Raw genomic sequence first — 15,554 nt, 5'->3', positions numbered from 1 at the left:
GGCTTATTTTTTTGTTACATCAGTGAAAGACATCACTTACAAGACGCAATATTTTTGCAGAAATTTGCAAAATATTCGTTAAAATTGACTTTCTAGAGCATTCAGGGTGTTAAATATTAAATGTATTACAGTATATTTAACATTCTAAAAACTATAAAAAACAAAATAATGAAACAAATTAACCTAATTGCATCATTTTTATTGTGCTTTTGTATTACTACTACTTTCGCACAGAAAAACAAAAAAATGGATATCATTGCCTACTATACTGGCGATTCTCAACTTATTGACCAATATGAGATTGGAAAATTAAACCAGATTATCTTTAGTTTTTGCCATCTAAAAGATGGGAAATTAAGCGTTGATTCAGCTAAAGACTCTATCACTATCAAGCATTTGGTTTCGCTTAAAGCAAAAAATCCGCAACTTAAAATTATCTTATCTCTTGGTGGCTGGGGAGGCTGTGAGCCATGCTCGGAAGCATTTTCAACTGCTGAAGGACGCTTAAAATTTGCAAAATCTGTAAAAGAAGTAAGCGATTATTTTAAAGTTGATGGTTTAGATTTAGATTGGGAATATCCATCAATCGAAGGACTTCCTGGACATTTATACCAAGCTGCTGACAAACCTAATTTTACAGAACTTCTTAAAATTTTACGTTCGACATTGGGAAAAAAATATGAACTAAGTTTTGCTGCAGGAGGTTTTCAAAAATGTTTAGATGAGTCTATAGATTGGAAAGCTGTTGCTCCTTATGTAAACCGCATCAATATCATGAGTTACGATTTAGTAAACGGATATTCAAAAGTTACGGGGCATCATACTCCATTATACAGCACAAATCCTAAAGAAGAATCTACAGATAGAGCTGTTGAGTTTTTATTAAAAGCTGGTGTTCCTGCTGAAAAACTAGTAATTGGAGGAGCATTTTATACCAGACAATGGAAAAATGTAGAAAACATCAATAATGGATTGTATCAAGCTGGAGAACACTTTCAAGGTGTTGACTTTAAAAACTACGCTACAACATATACAGAAGCAAACGGCTGGAAATATTTTTATGATGAAAAAGCTCAAGCACCATATTGGTACAATGCTTCAACGAAAACTTTTGCAACATCTGATGATTTAAAGTCTATTAAAGCAAAAGCTGAATATGTAAAAGCTAAAAAATTAGGAGGAATAATGTTCTGGGAGCTTACTTTAGATAGTTTCCGTGACGGAATGGTAAATGAAATTTACAAAGTTAAAACTGAGAAATAATACAAAAGGGAATCATAATGATTCCCTTTTTTTATATAAATCGTATAAGATTACTGCACCTTATTCTTATCTAATTCTCCAATAAACGGAATTGCTTCTAAAATTTCGCTTCTTATTATGGTTTGAAGATATACTTCAAGCTGAATAAACTTTGCCGCATTTATAGAACCAATCGCTTTTTTTGCCTGATTATAAGTTTTAGAGTAAAGTTTCTCATAATCAATATGGTTTTTCAAAGTTGCTTTAGCCAATTGATCCGCTTTTTCATCGGTTAAAGTTTCATAATTAGCCGCATAATCATTTATCAATTGAAACTTAGTCTGCCCTAAAGCTTTTCGCGACGTTTCATAATTATCGTAAACTTTAGTAAAAGCTGCTGCTTGCGCATCAGATAAATTCATGTACTGTTTTACCAATTCAGCTTTAGATTTTCCATAAACACTTTGTACTACTTCCAAATCTTCTTTATAAGAAGATTGCGCATACGATGAAAATGAGGCTATCGCCATGATAAGAATAAGACTTAATTTTTTCATAGTTTCAATTTTAAATTTGTTTTTAAAAATATATGCATACTCAAATATACTGATTTTAAACACATTAAATCATAATCAAAATTTTAAAAGAAAGAATATTGATAAACTGCTGATAAGGCATAATAATTTAGTCCGTTGTTGGTATATGCTCCAATATGATATTGAAATCTGACCGACTGTCCTTTCGCAATTGGAGTAGAAAAAGTTCCTCCTACTCTCCAGTTATCAATCTGGCTATCATCTGAAACTCCATCAGTAATAGTTCGTCCTCCAAAAAACCAAGTCGTATTGAAGCCAACCCACATTTGGTTTTTAAAATAATAGCTTGCATGCGCCTGAAGGCTATAGGTTGGTTTTTGCTCTAATTTTTTTCCTAAATAATCATTATTATCCGTATAAAACCACATCCCGCCATAGGCCTCGGCATATACATGAGCAAACCGTTTCGACACCCCTATTTCAGGTTTAAAAGCCCAGCGGTTTGTTCCAATATTTACTTGTTTATCACCATAATATCTTCCTGTTGGAATTGAAGTAACTAAACTGACTCCAAGAATTGTTTTTTGCTCAAAACTTCTGAATTCAGATTTATCAAGTGCAGGAGAACCTAGCAAATTAATTCCGAAACGCACTTTCATATCTGCAAAACCAGTTCTTGAGCCAGTAATCAGCTGATCACTAATTACAGCAGATCCATCCATAAACGTAAAAGGTAACGCTACCTGTATACGAGCCAGTTTATCTGCCATCCCAAAAGTTCTGATATAATTTACAGCCATATTGTGGCTTTGAAGTGTAAAATCTTTTATGGGTAGAGAAGGATCTGTCAGCACATTTCCATTCATAAAAACATAACCTGCCGCAATTACATTTAAACCTTTAGGAACATTTGCATACACTCTGGGTTCCAAATCCTGAGCGAATACGCTGCACACACCAAAAAAGAAAAACAAAACCGAAAACTGCCACTTTAATAACCAAAAAAACTTTCTTATCATATAGTCAGATGAATTTGTGACAAGTTTAGTATTGAATTAAATCATTATTTCTCTGCTGTTTTTGGAGCATATATTACTCCATCATAACTAATTGGACCTCTATTATTGCTACTCACAGAAAGTGTTGTACTTCCGTTATAGAATATAGAAAACGTTAAATCATAGACATCGCTTCTACCTCTTACTGTTGCCTTTAGAATGGTATTATTCTTTTTACTTTCGACTCTAATATTCTCCGGCTTCCCTTCAAATTTTATACCGCCATCAGTATTATAGCCTACATTATAACCACGTCCAAAAAAAGGAAGATCGCAAGTTGTGCTATCAACTTTAAACTTTAAAAAATAAGTATTATAGTCCAGCTGAATTAATCTCCCACCTTGAGGCGTTGTTTTTTGAGCTTCAAAAACAAAATTTCGACTATCTATAAGCGCTTTAATTTCGTTTTGTTTCTTTAATTCTCTTTCCTGTTTGAGTTCTTTTTTTGTCTTTTCCTGTGCAGAAACCGAAAAGTTAATTACAATCAAAAACAGTAAAACAGACATCGTAGTTTTCATAACACTATTTTTTAGTAAAACGCATCATGGCAATATCTCCAGAAATAAAATTCAAAGTCTTACCATCATCAGTTACATCGTAAGAAGTTATTTTTTGAAGCGTACTCAAATAAGTTTGTTCACCTTGCAATCCATCCAAACACATCATTTTGGTTACTGCCATTGGCTGAGTAAAATCAATTTTGTTGCCATCAACAACCAATTTCCCTGTGTATGAATTACAGCTTGCGTTACCAGAAACCTGATTTGTTTTGGTATCAAATTGTATGGTTGGTTTTTTATTTGGGTATAATCCATCAAAAGCAATTCGTGGTCCAGAAATGTAATTCAATTCCCAAGTTCCATCAAGTTTAGAAACTGAATATGTTTTTGCGCATTTGCAGGAAATTAAAAACGAACTAAAAAAAACGAGGGTAAAAATCTTTTTCATCATAACATTAAGAATTAAATGTGAGCGAATTAGACAAATGGTTTTCAGAAATTATTCGTTAAAAACCTATACGAATTTAAACAATATTTTCGGTTTTTAACTCAATCAATATCAAATTATAACGTATAGTTTGACTTTTTTTTAACTTTTAGAGTTAATCAATTCCGTTATTTTATGTTAAATTTACTTAATCTTTAACTAAAAATGCCCGTAGATATGAAAAAACTAATTGTTTCGTTCGCTATAATTACAGCCTTAATCATTGGCTGTAAAACAAATAACAAATCAAATGATGCTAAAACTCTGACTGTTGCATTAGAACCAAAAAGCAACAGCAAAGTAGCCGGAACTGCTACTTTTGTTGAGAAAAATAGCAAAGTAACTTTTACAGCAAAAATCACTGGATTAGAACCTGGAGTTCACGCAATTCACATTCATGAAAAAGCAGATTGTAGTTCTGCAGACGGAAGTTCTGCTGGAGGACACTGGAATCCGACTTTCAAAAAACATGGAAAATGGGGAATTGGAGAATATCATAAAGGTGATATTGGAAACTTTACCGCTGATGCAAAAGGTAACGGATCTATCACTTTAACTACCGACGAATGGTGCGTTGGATGTGGAGATTCTAACAAAGATGTTCTTGGTAAAGGTTTAATTGTACACGCCGGAACAGACGATTTTACAACCCAGCCAACTGGAAATGCAGGAGGAAGAGTTGCCTGCGCAGGAATCATCAAATAAGAAAAATCATAATAACCGCTATTTTTAACAAAATCTAGCGGTTATTTCATTTTAAAATGAATCCTAAAACAAGAAAAAGACATAGCTTTGCATCAGCAAAATAAAGTCCATGATTAACCCATCAGCACCAGGCTGGATCGATAAATTTTTTAGTGAACAGAAGTTTTCAGAAGCAATTCCTTTTGAAACAGTGGACTCGTTTTACTATAAAGTGAGAGAAACGGGATTCATTTACGGACATATTATTGCGATAGATTCTCAAATTCCGATTCCGATAAAAGGCTGGTTTAAAACCGAAATTTCAAAAGTTGCTTTACTTAATACACTCTATCATGTTTTTTGTTTAGAGAAAAGAAATTCGGAACCTAAAAATTTTATTACTGAAGTTTTAAAGTTTTACAAACAAATGAACCCGGAAGGCTTTAATTTGTTTAAAATTTTATTGCCTAAAGATACCCCTTCCTTATCTCTGGAAAACATTATTGATCAGAGAGTTCAAACCAACGACAGTATCATCAGTAAAAACTTTTCGCATTTGGTAACGAATGCTCTTTTGTTTATTGATGTTTTAGCTTTTAGACAATATTTAGAACACGGAGAAATTCCTGAAAAATATTTAAAACGAATTGAAGAAACTGTTTTAGGAATTGTTGGCTTGGCTTTAAAAACTAAAACTGTAAAATCGCAACACGACGATTTATTGATCAAACTTTTTGAAGCTTCTATACGTTATTCAAAATTCTCAAAAGTTACGGTTGAAACTTTAGAAACTTTAAATCTTGATTACTTTAAAAACAGGCTTGAACAATATTATCTAATCGACATGGCCGGAATGGCATTGTGGAGTGATGGTGTAGTAGAAAACGAAGAATCGTATTTCCTATATGCTTTAGGATCAACAATGGGAGTTCCTGATGATTTTGTAACAAAAAGTATGGACACAACCAATACTTTTATCACCACGCATAAAAAGAAGATTCCGTACTTTAATTATTCAAATCCTGTTAAGCATTTTTATGACCAAATGACGCATAGCGTTGTAAAACTGATCATTAGAAATAAAAATAGATTAATTAAGGAAATTGTTCAGAGTAAAGAATTAATGGTTTTGCTTGCCTATTCTACAACAAGAGATTTGGATGCAAAGGAAAAGAAAAAGGTAAAAAAACAGCTTTTGGATATTTGCAAAACCATTCCATCACTAACCATATTTTTACTTCCTGGCGGAAGTTTACTATTACCGATACTAATTAAGTTTATTCCAACAATGCTTCCATCGGCATTTAATGAGAATTTAGACGAAAACGAATAAAAAAAAAAACGCCCTTTTCAGGGCGATTTTTTATCTCTATCATTATCTATTAAAGATCTAATTGATAAACTGAATCCAATTCATCATTTGAGCTGATTGTTACATTCAAATCGGTTACAAAACCAGAATTTAATCCGTAAACCCATCCGTGAAGCATTAAATCTTGTCCATTTTTCCAAGCATTTTGAACAATAGATGTTTTTGCTAAGTTGTAAACTTGCTCTTTAGTATTGATTTCAACAAAAGCATTAAAACGCTCTTCTTCATTCTCAATAGAATTCAAGTATTTATCATGCAGACGGTATTCATCTTTAATATGACGTAACCAGTTATCGATAATTCCAACAGACTGATGCCCCATTGCAGCTTTCACACCACCGCATCCGTAATGTCCGCACACGATAATATGCTTAATTTTCAAAACGTTTACTGCATAATCAAGAACACTAAGCATGTTCATATCAGAATGCACAACCATATTGGCAATGTTTCTATGTACAAAAACTTCACCTGGTTTTGCACCAACAATTTCGTTTGCAGGAACACGGCTGTCAGAACATCCAATCCATAATAATGGTGGTTGCTGTCCTTTTGCTAAATCAGCAAAATAATTAGGATCTTTTGCTAATGAAGTTTCTACCCACTTTTTATTGTTCTCTAATAACTGCTCATAAAATTTTCTCATTTCTTTTATTTTTTGTGTGGTAATTTCTAAGTTATAATAGTCGCAAAAAACGAACTTGATGTAAAGTTACCTAAATTTTGACATTTCTTTGGCCTTAAAAACACCTTATTTTAATTATTCGCTTTTAACAACTTCTCTTTTAACCAGTTCCCTTTTCGCTACATCATAATAATGTTCAATCGTAACATGATTACTATTTTCTGGTGTATTTTCTAATTCGTACGCTTCTTTAAAACCTTTAAGCTTCACTTTGATGTTTTCATCAACTGCTCTTGTTTCTTTAAACTCGCGAATTAAATCCAAAACATCATGCGCAATATATTCGGTATCATGAGCATTGATAATTACTTTTGAATTTTCTGGAATTTCAGCCAATGTTTGTTTGATCGCCGCTTTATTTAAAAACGAAACTTCCTGAGCTAAATCAATATGAATGATATCTCCATCCTCATATTCTTCTTTCTTGAAAACATAAGCTCTTTTTAAGTTTCCTCTCAAAACAAAGATGATACTGATAATAATTCCCAGCGCAACCCCTTTTAGCAAATCTGTCGCAACAACAAAGACCAAAGTTGCAATGAAAGGTACAAACTGGTATTTCCCCTTTTCCCAGAAATGCATAAAGGTTGCTGGTTTTGCTAATTTATATCCGACCAAAATCAAAACAGTAGCCAATGTTGCCAAAGGAATTTTGTTTAAAATTGCTGGTATAGACAATACGCTTATTAATAAAAGTACACCATGAATAATGGCTGACATTTTAGATTTTGCTCCTGCATTATTATTCGCAGAAGATCTTACAACTACAGATGTCATTGGCAAACCTCCTAAAAGAGAGCTTACAATATTACCCACACCTTGTGCTCTAAGTTCAACATTGGTGTTTGTGTAACGTTTTTGCACATCCATTCTATCAGAAGCCTCAATACATAAAAGAGTTTCAATAGAAGCGACAATGGCAATTGTAATAGCAACTACCCAAACTTGCGGATTTGTAACAGCGGTGAAGTCTGGTGTAATTATAATTGATTTAAAGTCTTCAAAAGATTTTGGAACTGGCAAAGAAACCAAATGTTCTTTCGCAATTGCCAAAGTGCTTCCTGTAGATACAAATATTTCGTTTAAAACTACTCCAGCAATAACAGCAACCAAAGCTCCAGGAACTAGTTTAATTCTTTTTAAGAAAGGCACTTTTTCCCAAGCCAATAAAATTACCAATGAAACTGCCGAAACTACCACAGCCCCTAAGTGAATATGATTTAGAACATCAAACAAAAATGAAAATGAATTACTTCCATCATTTTGAATAAAAGCCTGATCTCCTTCGAAATCTGCATCATAACCAAAAGCGTGCGGTATTTGTTTTAAGATGATAATAATTCCGATACCCGCTAACATTCCCTCGATTACGTTTGTCGGGAAATAGTTCGATATGCTTCCTGCTTTTAAAAATCCTAATGCTAATTGAATTAATCCAGCAATAAAAACAGACATTAAAAATACATCGAAAGCTCCTAAATCGGTAATTGCGGTTAAAATGATAGCTGTTAACCCAGCAGCTGGACCCGATACACTAATATGTGACTGGCTCAAATATCCTACTACGATACCACCCACAACACCAGCGATAATTCCAGAAAATAATGGTGCTCCAGAAGCCATTGCAATACCTAAACACAACGGAAGAGCCACCAAGAAAACCACTAAACCTGAAGCAAAATCAGATTTAAGGTTGGCAAAAAGATTGATTTTTTTTGTCATAATATAATACTAAAAAAATTATTCATTAAAGATTTACCCCATCTCGATAGAAATGCGGCTAAAGTTCGAAATAATCGGAAGTATTATGCTACGTTAGGTGGTGGAGCAAAAATGCTCGGAGAGATGTTGTCTAGTTTGACAATGTTTTCAGAAATGATTGTTTTTTTCTCGATGTAAACCGGAATCAAAACTTCATGCTCAAGAATAGTAGGATGAACTATATTTTTAAGTTCTTTATGCACTTCTTCTTCAGCGATACTAAAAGATATAGCCGTATTATTTCCTTTCTTAATCGCCTGAACAATTGTCGGGGTCGATAAGAAGGCAATAAATATGAATAATAATATGCGAGCTATAAATTTCATTGAAGCAAAAATAGCGTTAAACAAATAAAATCAAAGAGATTTTTATAGAAATTTAACATAAACAAAAAAGCAGAATGCAATTTTCATTCCATTCTGCTTCTATTTTATTAAAAACCAATATTTTATAATGATTCTTCTAACCAAGCATTCATCATCCAAATTGTTTTTTCCTGCTCAGCAATGAAGTCACTCATCATAGAATTGGTACCTTCATCGTTTATTTCGTCAGATTTGTTCAATATCTCTCTTTCTATTTTTAATAAATCTGATAAAGAATGAACAATCAATTGAACTGCTTTTTCATCGTTAGAAATATTTTTTCCAACCGTTAATTTATTATTTTTAATATAATCTTCGAAAGTATGCAGAGGCGTTCCTCCTATTGTTAAAACTCTTTCTGCGATCATATCAATTTTTAATTGTGCATCTGTATATAACTCTTCAAATTTTACATGTAAATCAAAGAAACGTTTTCCACGAATATTCCAGTGAATTCCTCTCAAGTTTTGATAATACACTTGAAAATTTGACAATAATACATTCAATTCTTTTACTAATAATTCTGACTCTTTTACTGGTAATCCTAAAATATTTGTCTTCATAATCTATTTTTTTACACTAATTTACTACAAATTTAGAGTAACTTTATTAAAATAAACATAAATAAAAATTATATTTTCTTATTTTTGCATCACAAATTACTATCAACATGACTATAACTCAATTGCAATATGTGTTAGCGGTTGCTGAGCATAAAAATTTTACACTTGCTGCAGAAAAATGCTTTGTTACTCAGCCAACTCTAAGTATGCAAATACAAAAAATTGAAGAAGAACTTAATATTTTAATTTTTGACCGAAGTAAAAAACCGATCCAACTTACCGATATAGGACAAAAAATTGTAAGTCAAGCAAAAAACATCGTAAACGAGGCTGATCGTATAAAAGATATTGTAGAACAGCAGAAAGGTTTTATTGGTGGAGAATTTCGTCTAGGAATTATTCCAACGATTATGCCTACGCTTCTGCCAATGTTTTTGAATAATTTCATTAAGAAATACCCAAAAGTAAAACTCTTGATTGAAGAGCTTAATACAGAAGAAATTATTCTGAAGTTAAAAAACGGACATCTAGATGCTGCAATTGCCGCAACTCCGCTTGAAGACGAAAAAATTAAAGAAATTGTTTTATACTTTGAACCTTTTGTAGCTTACATTCCAGAGCATCACGCTAGTTTCCAGAAAGAAGAAATTGAAGTTGCCGACTTAAATCTAAATGAAATCCTACTGTTACAAGATGGACATTGCTTTAGAGACGGCATTTTGAATTTGTGCAAAAATGTCTCAGACGCCGATCAAACTAATTTCCAAATTCAAAGCGGTAGCTTCGAAACCTTGATTAAATTGGCAGATGAAGGCCTTGGTACAACGTTACTTCCGTACTTGCACACCTTAGACTTAAAAGAATCCGACAAACTGAAGCTCCGTAATTTTAAGGAGCCAAAACCTGCTCGAGAGGTAAGTTTAATTTACCCAAAGAGCGAATTAAAAATGCAAATCATTGATGCACTTAGATCTACAATTGCAGGCGTTGTAAAAGGCGCAATTGTTTTTCAGAATGTTCAAATCATTAGTCCATTACAAAAGAAAGCGTAATAAAAAAGGAGCCAATTTGGCTCCTTTCTTTTATACTTTAATTAGCTGTAGACTTGGCTTTAATTCTGGTTTTCCGACAACGAAATTAAGTAACCACTCTTGCAATTGTTCCATTTCGTAAGGTAACAGTGTTTTGATAGCTTTTTCTAACTCTTTGCAGAAAAGTATCGGATCGAAACTAACTCTTTCAAGTATTGATTTCGTGTAATCAAACATCATTTTTGACATAATAAAATAAGATTTTCGGGGGTTATCTATTTTTTTAAACTCGAACCAAATTTAAACAAATAACTAACATAAATATTACTTTTAACTTATTTTTTTAAAAACTTTAGCAACGAATACGTTTTCTTAAAACAAATAAATCAATGTAGAATTATTCTAAATTACTCATTTAAACCTTTTTAAAAGCTCGAAACATTTCTCTTTTCCCTGGAGGCCCTGCTAATTTTTCTACTGTAAATCCGACTTCGATCATACTTCTTTTAACAACCCCTCGAGCTGCGTATGTAACCAGAACTCCATTTGGTTTTAAACTATTGTACATTTTCTGAAAAATTTGAGTACTCCAAAGCTCCGGCTGCACTCTATATCCGAAGGCGTCAAAGTAAATCAAATCAAAAATTTCAAAATCGTTTATTTCGTGAAAAAATTGTTTCCTTTTGGTTAACGAGAACAAGTCGCAAATTTCTGCTTTTTCATTCCACTCGCTTTTATGCATTTTCTCAAAAATGTTCTCAAATTCCAATGCGTCAAGTTCTGCTGCATAATTCATTTCCAAGATTTCATCTGAATCAACAGGATACGCTTCTACTCCAACATAATCAATTTTCTGATTTTTTCTAATAGCTTCTAAATACGTGATAAAAGCATTCAAACCAGTCCCGAAACCTATTTCTAATATACTTATAGGATTATCGAATAATGACAATCCATTCTTAATAAAAACATGCTTCGCTTCTTGAATTGCACCATGTTTAGAATGATAACATTCGTCCCATTCAGGCAAACGAATTGTAGTTGAGCCATCTAGCGTTTTAATTATTTCCCTTTTCACCTTTTTAATAATTTAATAATAGCTTTTTATTGATTTTCAAGCTATTTCAATAATCAAATTTAGTCAAAACAAATGCGTAAAGCCTTAAAAAACGACACTTTTTTCATAAATTCTTTATAAAAATCAATCAAATATTTGAGTTTATTATAGGATAAATAAATCTCAGTCAAAACCTATAAATAATGAATTTTCACTAAACGTTTTAGAGATTTTTACGTAATTTTGCATTCAATAAATTCCATTTACACGATATCATCACTTTAGATTTCTGATAGTGAAGAATATCTCACAAAAAACTTACATAACTATGAGTACAACTCAAACGAGCAAAATTGAAATCATTAAAGCTGCTTCTACAAAAATAAACGAGGTAGATTTTGACAACTTAAGTTTTGGTGCTGTATTTACAGACCATTTATTCGAATGCGATTTTAAAAACGGACAATGGCAAAACCCTGTCATTAAGCCTTATGCACCAATTTTAATGGATCCGTCATCAAAAGTCTTCCATTACGGGCAAGCGATTTTCGAAGGAATGAAAGCTTATAAAGATGACAATAATGATGTTTGGTTGTTTAGACCAGATGAAAACTTTAACCGTTTCAATAAATCGGCTTTAAGAATGGCAATGCCAGAAGTTCCTGAAGCTATTTTTATGGATGGTTTAAATGAATTATTGAAATTAGACAAAGATTGGATTCAAAGAGGAAACGGAGCTAGTATGTACATTCGTCCATTTATGATTGCTACAGGTCCTGGAGTTATTGCAAATCCTTCTGACGAATATAAATTTATGATTTTACTTTCTCCTGCAAAAGCATATTATGGAGGTGAAGTAAAAGTTATCATTGCTGAGCATTTTAGTAGAGCTGCAAATGGTGGAATCGGTGCTGCAAAAGCTGCCGGAAACTACGCTGCTCAGTTTTACCCAACTAACTTGGCAAACAAAGATGGTTTCCAACAAGTTATCTGGACAGATGATGCAACGCATACAAAATTAGAAGAAGCTGGAACAATGAACGTTTTCTTCAGAATCAACGATACTTTATTAACTGCTCCAACAAGCGAAAGAATTTTAGATGGTGTTACTAGAAAAAGTTTGATCGCAATGGCTGAAAAAGAAGGATTGAAAGTTGATGTTCGTCCAGTAATTGTTTCAGAATTGGTTGAAGCTGCTAAAAACGGATCTTTGAAAGAAATCTTCGGTGCAGGAACTGCTGCTGTAATCAGTGTTATCAAAGGATTCTCTTATAAAGATGAATACTTCGAAATGGCTCCAATCGAAAATTCTTATGCTTCTTTCTTAAAAGAGAAACTAACAAGTCTTCAAAACAAACTTTCTGAAGATACTTTTGGTTGGACAGTGAAAGTTCAATAATCCAAAACCATATTAAAAAGAAACCCGATAAATTTAGTTTTATCGGGTTTTTTATTTTTCTTAATTATAAAATTTTATCGTGGAAATAAGATTAAACTCAGACAAAAATAACGCAAAGCTTTGCGAACTTAACCTTTTACAAGAACCACAGAAAAAAACCTAGCGTTCTTTGCGTTTAATCTTCTTTACAACAATTTAGAAAAATCAGGTTTAAAATAATTTGGACCTTTCATTACTTTTCCGTCTTCGCGATAAATTGGTTTTCCATCTTCACCCAATTTACTCATATTGCTGCGTTGGATTTCATCAAAAACAGCTTCTATTTTATCTTGAAGTCCGTGCTCGATAATTGTGCCGCATAAAATATACATCATATCTCCAAGTGCATCTGCAATTTCAACCAAATCATTATTTTGAACCGCTTCGTAATATTCTTCATTTTCTTCCTTCATTAAATTATAACGAAGTAATTTTTTCTCTGCTCCTACATCGGCAATTGGAGTTGCACTGTGGCCAATTTTAAAAGCAGTGTGAAATTCGGTTACGGCGTCAAGTTGTTTTTTCATATAGTAGTCTTTCTTTTTTTGCTAATTTAAGTCTCTTTCTAATAAATCTGAAAATTTATTCAATGAAATGAAAAGGCAATTTAGCAGCAAATCGTTTACAAATCTCTAAATTTGCTAAAAATTTTTATAACTATGTTCAGTCAAGGTCAAATACTATTTGGAGTATGTTTTTTTATTGCATTTGTAATCATTATGATATTTGCTTATCGAAAAGATTTGAAATTACACAAAGTCTTTTATAAAGGAAATTACAAAGTACTCCTTGCCTTTCTGCTTTTCATTGTCCTTTTATTCGTAATTAAAATCTTTCTAAAAAGATAAATTATTCTGGTCGCAATAAAATAAAACCTAATAATTCTGGGTTATTAGTAAGACTCATAATAAAATTTATAACTTTACCGAAACCAATTAATCTGCCATGAAAATTCTAAAGTATTTATTTCTTTTTGCACTTTTAAGCTTTGTTGCTCTTACTGTTTTTGTTGCTACTCAGAAAGGAGATTTTTCTGTAGAAAGAAGTAAAGTTATCAATTCGCCTCGCGCAACGGTTTATAACTACCTGAACGACTTTAGAAATTACGAGGATTTTGAATCATGGTCGGTTGAAGATCCAACTATTAAAATGACCTACGCTAATAAAACCAGCGGAAATGGAGCTACATTTTATTGGGATGGTGCAGACGGAAAAGGAAATTCTATTATCCTTAAAACGAAAGATGGTGAAAGCATTGACCAGAAAATGCAGTTTGATGGCACAGAAGCTGATGTAAATTGGACTTTAAAAGATACTTTGAACGGAAAAACAAAAGTTACTTGGAAAGGAAAAGGAACAATGAGCTTTTTGTTTAAAATATATACTGCTCTTCATGGCGGTTCTGACAGAGTTATTGGAACTATCTATGAAAAAAGCTTAGCCAATATTGATAAAAACTTAGATTACGAAACCAAAACTTTTGCCGTTACACTAGACGGAGTGGTAAAGAAAACAGAAACTCCTTATATCAAACAGACTTTTACTAGCGAAATTGCCAAGGTGAGCAAAAATGCCAGAATTGTAATTCCGAAGCTTATTCATTTTAGTGAAACAAATGGATTGTCTGCAGTAGGAAAACCTTTTATCATTTATCATACTTACGACACTAAAACTGGTTTAGCAAAAATTTCGATCTGTCTTCCTATAAATAAAGAAATTTCAACAAGTTCAGGAAGTGATATCTTAGCAGGAAAATTAAATGGTTTTGATGCTGTAAAAACAACGCTTAATGGAGATTATTCTCATAGAAATGAAGCTATTGCAAAAACAACAGCTTATATCAACAATCAAAAGATTATTCCGGATTTAAGCTGGTCGCATCTTGAAATTTTGACATTAAGCAAATTGGATGTAAAAGCTTCATCTAAATTGGTAACCGAAATTTATTTCCCAATAAAACCAAAAGTAGTTCCTGCTGCTGCAGTTACCGATCCTGTTTATGCTCCAGAAAATACTGGCGAAACAACAAGTGAACCACGTACTGAACAGCCACGCACAGAACCTGTAAAACGCAAGCCAGCAGCACCAGCTCCTGCTCCAACGCAAACACCTGCACAAGAAGAAGACTCAGAGTTTTAAATAATTTCCAAAGGTTCATTAAACCTTTTGCATTAAATTCTGTCTAACTTCTATTAAAAAAGTTTACAAAACAAAAAGTTTGATAGACGAGAAAGAATTTATAAAACAACTATTAACCCCTGAAACGCAAAATGCTGCGTTTCAAAAACTCTTGTCTGATTATCAGCGCCCATTGTATTCTCATATTCGAAACATTGTTTTGAATCATGATGATGCTGATGATGTATTACAGAACACTTTTGTAAAAGTCTTTCAAAATCTTAAAAACTTTAAAGGAGAAAGTAAACTTTTTTCCTGGATGTATCGTATTGCCACAAATGAAGCTTTGACTTTTTTATCGCAAAAAGCAAAATTAAGCGGGATTTCATCTGAAGATCTGCAAAACAAAACTATTGATGGTTTAAAAGCCGATCTATATTTTGACGGAGACGAAATTCAAATCAAACTTCAAAAAGCAATTGTAACACTTCCAGAGAAACAGCAATTGGTTTTTAAAATGAAATATTTTGAAGAATTAAAGTACGAAGAAATTGCAGATATTTTAGGGACATCTGTCGGAGCTCTTAAAGCATCTTATCATCACGCAGTAAAAAAAATCGAATTATATGTTACATCAAATTAAACCTTTTGTAACTA

At 32.5% G+C, this 15,554-nt stretch carries 18 protein-coding genes; 7 read left to right on the top strand and 11 right to left on the bottom strand.

The features are described from left to right. The first annotated feature begins 168 nt into the window (after positions 1-168). Complete coding sequence (locus JI750_RS14815; protein ID WP_202003438.1) at positions 169-1,263, top strand: glycoside hydrolase family 18 protein; 1,095 nt, start codon at positions 169-171, stop codon at positions 1,261-1,263. A gap of 50 nt (positions 1,264-1,313) precedes the next feature. On the opposite strand, the gene JI750_RS14810 is transcribed toward JI750_RS14815, so the two are convergent. The 4 genes from JI750_RS14810 to JI750_RS14795 all read right to left on the bottom strand — a co-directional run bounded on the left by JI750_RS14810 (position 1,314) and on the right by JI750_RS14795 (position 3,787). Then, positions 1,314-1,799: a hypothetical protein gene (locus JI750_RS14810; protein ID WP_202003437.1), complete on the bottom strand. Its 486-nt coding sequence runs from the start codon at positions 1,797-1,799 to the stop codon at positions 1,314-1,316. A gap of 83 nt (positions 1,800-1,882) precedes the next feature. Further along, positions 1,883-2,797 (bottom strand): transporter, encoded by a 915-nt coding sequence (locus JI750_RS14805; RefSeq protein ID WP_202003436.1) that lies wholly within the window; start codon positions 2,795-2,797, stop codon positions 1,883-1,885. A 44-nt stretch (positions 2,798-2,841) separates the two neighbouring features. After that, a complete protein-coding gene (locus JI750_RS14800) occupies positions 2,842-3,354 on the bottom strand; it encodes a DUF4251 domain-containing protein (RefSeq protein WP_202003435.1) in 513 nt (170 codons plus the stop codon). 4 nt (positions 3,355-3,358) lie between these two features. Further along, positions 3,359-3,787 (bottom strand): META domain-containing protein, encoded by a 429-nt coding sequence (locus JI750_RS14795; RefSeq protein ID WP_202003434.1) that lies wholly within the window; start codon positions 3,785-3,787, stop codon positions 3,359-3,361. Positions 3,788-4,000: 213 nt separating this feature from the next. Here JI750_RS14795 and JI750_RS14790 point away from each other — a divergent pair, with 213 nt between their 5' ends. Further along, positions 4,001-4,528, top strand: coding sequence for a superoxide dismutase family protein (locus JI750_RS14790; RefSeq protein WP_202003432.1), 528 nt, complete (start codon positions 4,001-4,003; stop codon positions 4,526-4,528). Positions 4,529-4,637: 109 nt separating this feature from the next. Next, positions 4,638-5,840 carry an LETM1-related biofilm-associated protein gene (locus tag JI750_RS14785; RefSeq protein WP_202003431.1) on the top strand — a complete coding sequence of 401 codons (1,203 nt, stop codon included), beginning with the start codon at positions 4,638-4,640 and terminating at the stop codon, positions 5,838-5,840. Positions 5,841-5,889: 49 nt separating this feature from the next. Here the strand turns inward: JI750_RS14785 and can are convergent, their stop codons facing one another. From can to JI750_RS14765, 4 genes are all read right to left on the bottom strand, one after another. After that, a complete protein-coding gene (gene can, locus JI750_RS14780; RefSeq protein WP_111366243.1) occupies positions 5,890-6,525 on the bottom strand; it encodes a carbonate dehydratase in 636 nt (211 codons plus the stop codon). A gap of 114 nt (positions 6,526-6,639) precedes the next feature. Next, positions 6,640-8,286: a SulP family inorganic anion transporter gene (locus JI750_RS14775; RefSeq protein WP_202003430.1), complete on the bottom strand. Its 1,647-nt coding sequence runs from the start codon at positions 8,284-8,286 to the stop codon at positions 6,640-6,642. A gap of 83 nt (positions 8,287-8,369) precedes the next feature. Beyond that, the gene (locus JI750_RS14770) at positions 8,370-8,651 is read right to left on the bottom strand and encodes a hypothetical protein (protein WP_236673059.1); all 282 of its coding nucleotides are present in this window, start codon (positions 8,649-8,651) and stop codon (positions 8,370-8,372) included. A 122-nt stretch (positions 8,652-8,773) separates the two neighbouring features. Beyond that, a complete protein-coding gene (locus tag JI750_RS14765; RefSeq protein WP_111379024.1) occupies positions 8,774-9,253 on the bottom strand; it encodes a Dps family protein in 480 nt (159 codons plus the stop codon). A 107-nt stretch (positions 9,254-9,360) separates the two neighbouring features. Between JI750_RS14765 and JI750_RS14760 the strand changes: the two genes are divergently transcribed. Next, complete coding sequence (locus JI750_RS14760; RefSeq protein ID WP_202003428.1) at positions 9,361-10,305, top strand: LysR substrate-binding domain-containing protein; 945 nt, start codon at positions 9,361-9,363, stop codon at positions 10,303-10,305. 30 nt (positions 10,306-10,335) lie between these two features. On the opposite strand, the gene JI750_RS14755 is transcribed toward JI750_RS14760, so the two are convergent. Beyond that, complete coding sequence (locus JI750_RS14755; RefSeq protein ID WP_202003427.1) at positions 10,336-10,533, bottom strand: hypothetical protein; 198 nt, start codon at positions 10,531-10,533, stop codon at positions 10,336-10,338. Between the two features lie 166 nt (positions 10,534-10,699). After that, complete coding sequence (mnmC2, locus tag JI750_RS14750; RefSeq protein ID WP_202003426.1) at positions 10,700-11,362, bottom strand: tRNA (5-methylaminomethyl-2-thiouridine)(34)-methyltransferase MnmC2; 663 nt, start codon at positions 11,360-11,362, stop codon at positions 10,700-10,702. A 307-nt stretch (positions 11,363-11,669) separates the two neighbouring features. On the opposite strand from mnmC2, the gene JI750_RS14745 reads away from it, so the two are divergent. Next, positions 11,670-12,740 (top strand): branched-chain amino acid aminotransferase, encoded by a 1,071-nt coding sequence (locus JI750_RS14745; protein WP_202003425.1) that lies wholly within the window; start codon positions 11,670-11,672, stop codon positions 12,738-12,740. A gap of 185 nt (positions 12,741-12,925) precedes the next feature. Here JI750_RS14745 and JI750_RS14740 read toward each other — a convergent pair whose 3' ends face one another. Further along, a complete protein-coding gene (locus JI750_RS14740) occupies positions 12,926-13,306 on the bottom strand; it encodes a pyrophosphohydrolase domain-containing protein (protein WP_057116704.1) in 381 nt (126 codons plus the stop codon). A gap of 418 nt (positions 13,307-13,724) precedes the next feature. Here JI750_RS14740 and JI750_RS14735 point away from each other — a divergent pair, with 418 nt between their 5' ends. Both JI750_RS14735 and JI750_RS14730 read left to right on the top strand, forming a co-directional pair. Further along, positions 13,725-14,918, top strand: coding sequence for an SRPBCC family protein (locus JI750_RS14735; RefSeq protein WP_202003424.1), 1,194 nt, complete (start codon positions 13,725-13,727; stop codon positions 14,916-14,918). Positions 14,919-14,997: 79 nt separating this feature from the next. Then, the gene (locus JI750_RS14730) at positions 14,998-15,540 is read left to right on the top strand and encodes an RNA polymerase sigma factor (RefSeq protein ID WP_202003423.1); all 543 of its coding nucleotides are present in this window, start codon (positions 14,998-15,000) and stop codon (positions 15,538-15,540) included. Positions 15,541-15,554: the final 14 nt, after the last annotated feature.

Source organism: Flavobacterium tagetis (assembly GCF_016735615.1).
In the GTDB taxonomy this organism is placed as follows: Bacteria; Bacteroidota; Bacteroidia; order Flavobacteriales; family Flavobacteriaceae; genus Flavobacterium; species Flavobacterium tagetis.
The sequence above is the reverse complement of the archived record's forward strand: the minus strand, read 5'-3'. Positions and strand labels throughout refer to the sequence as shown.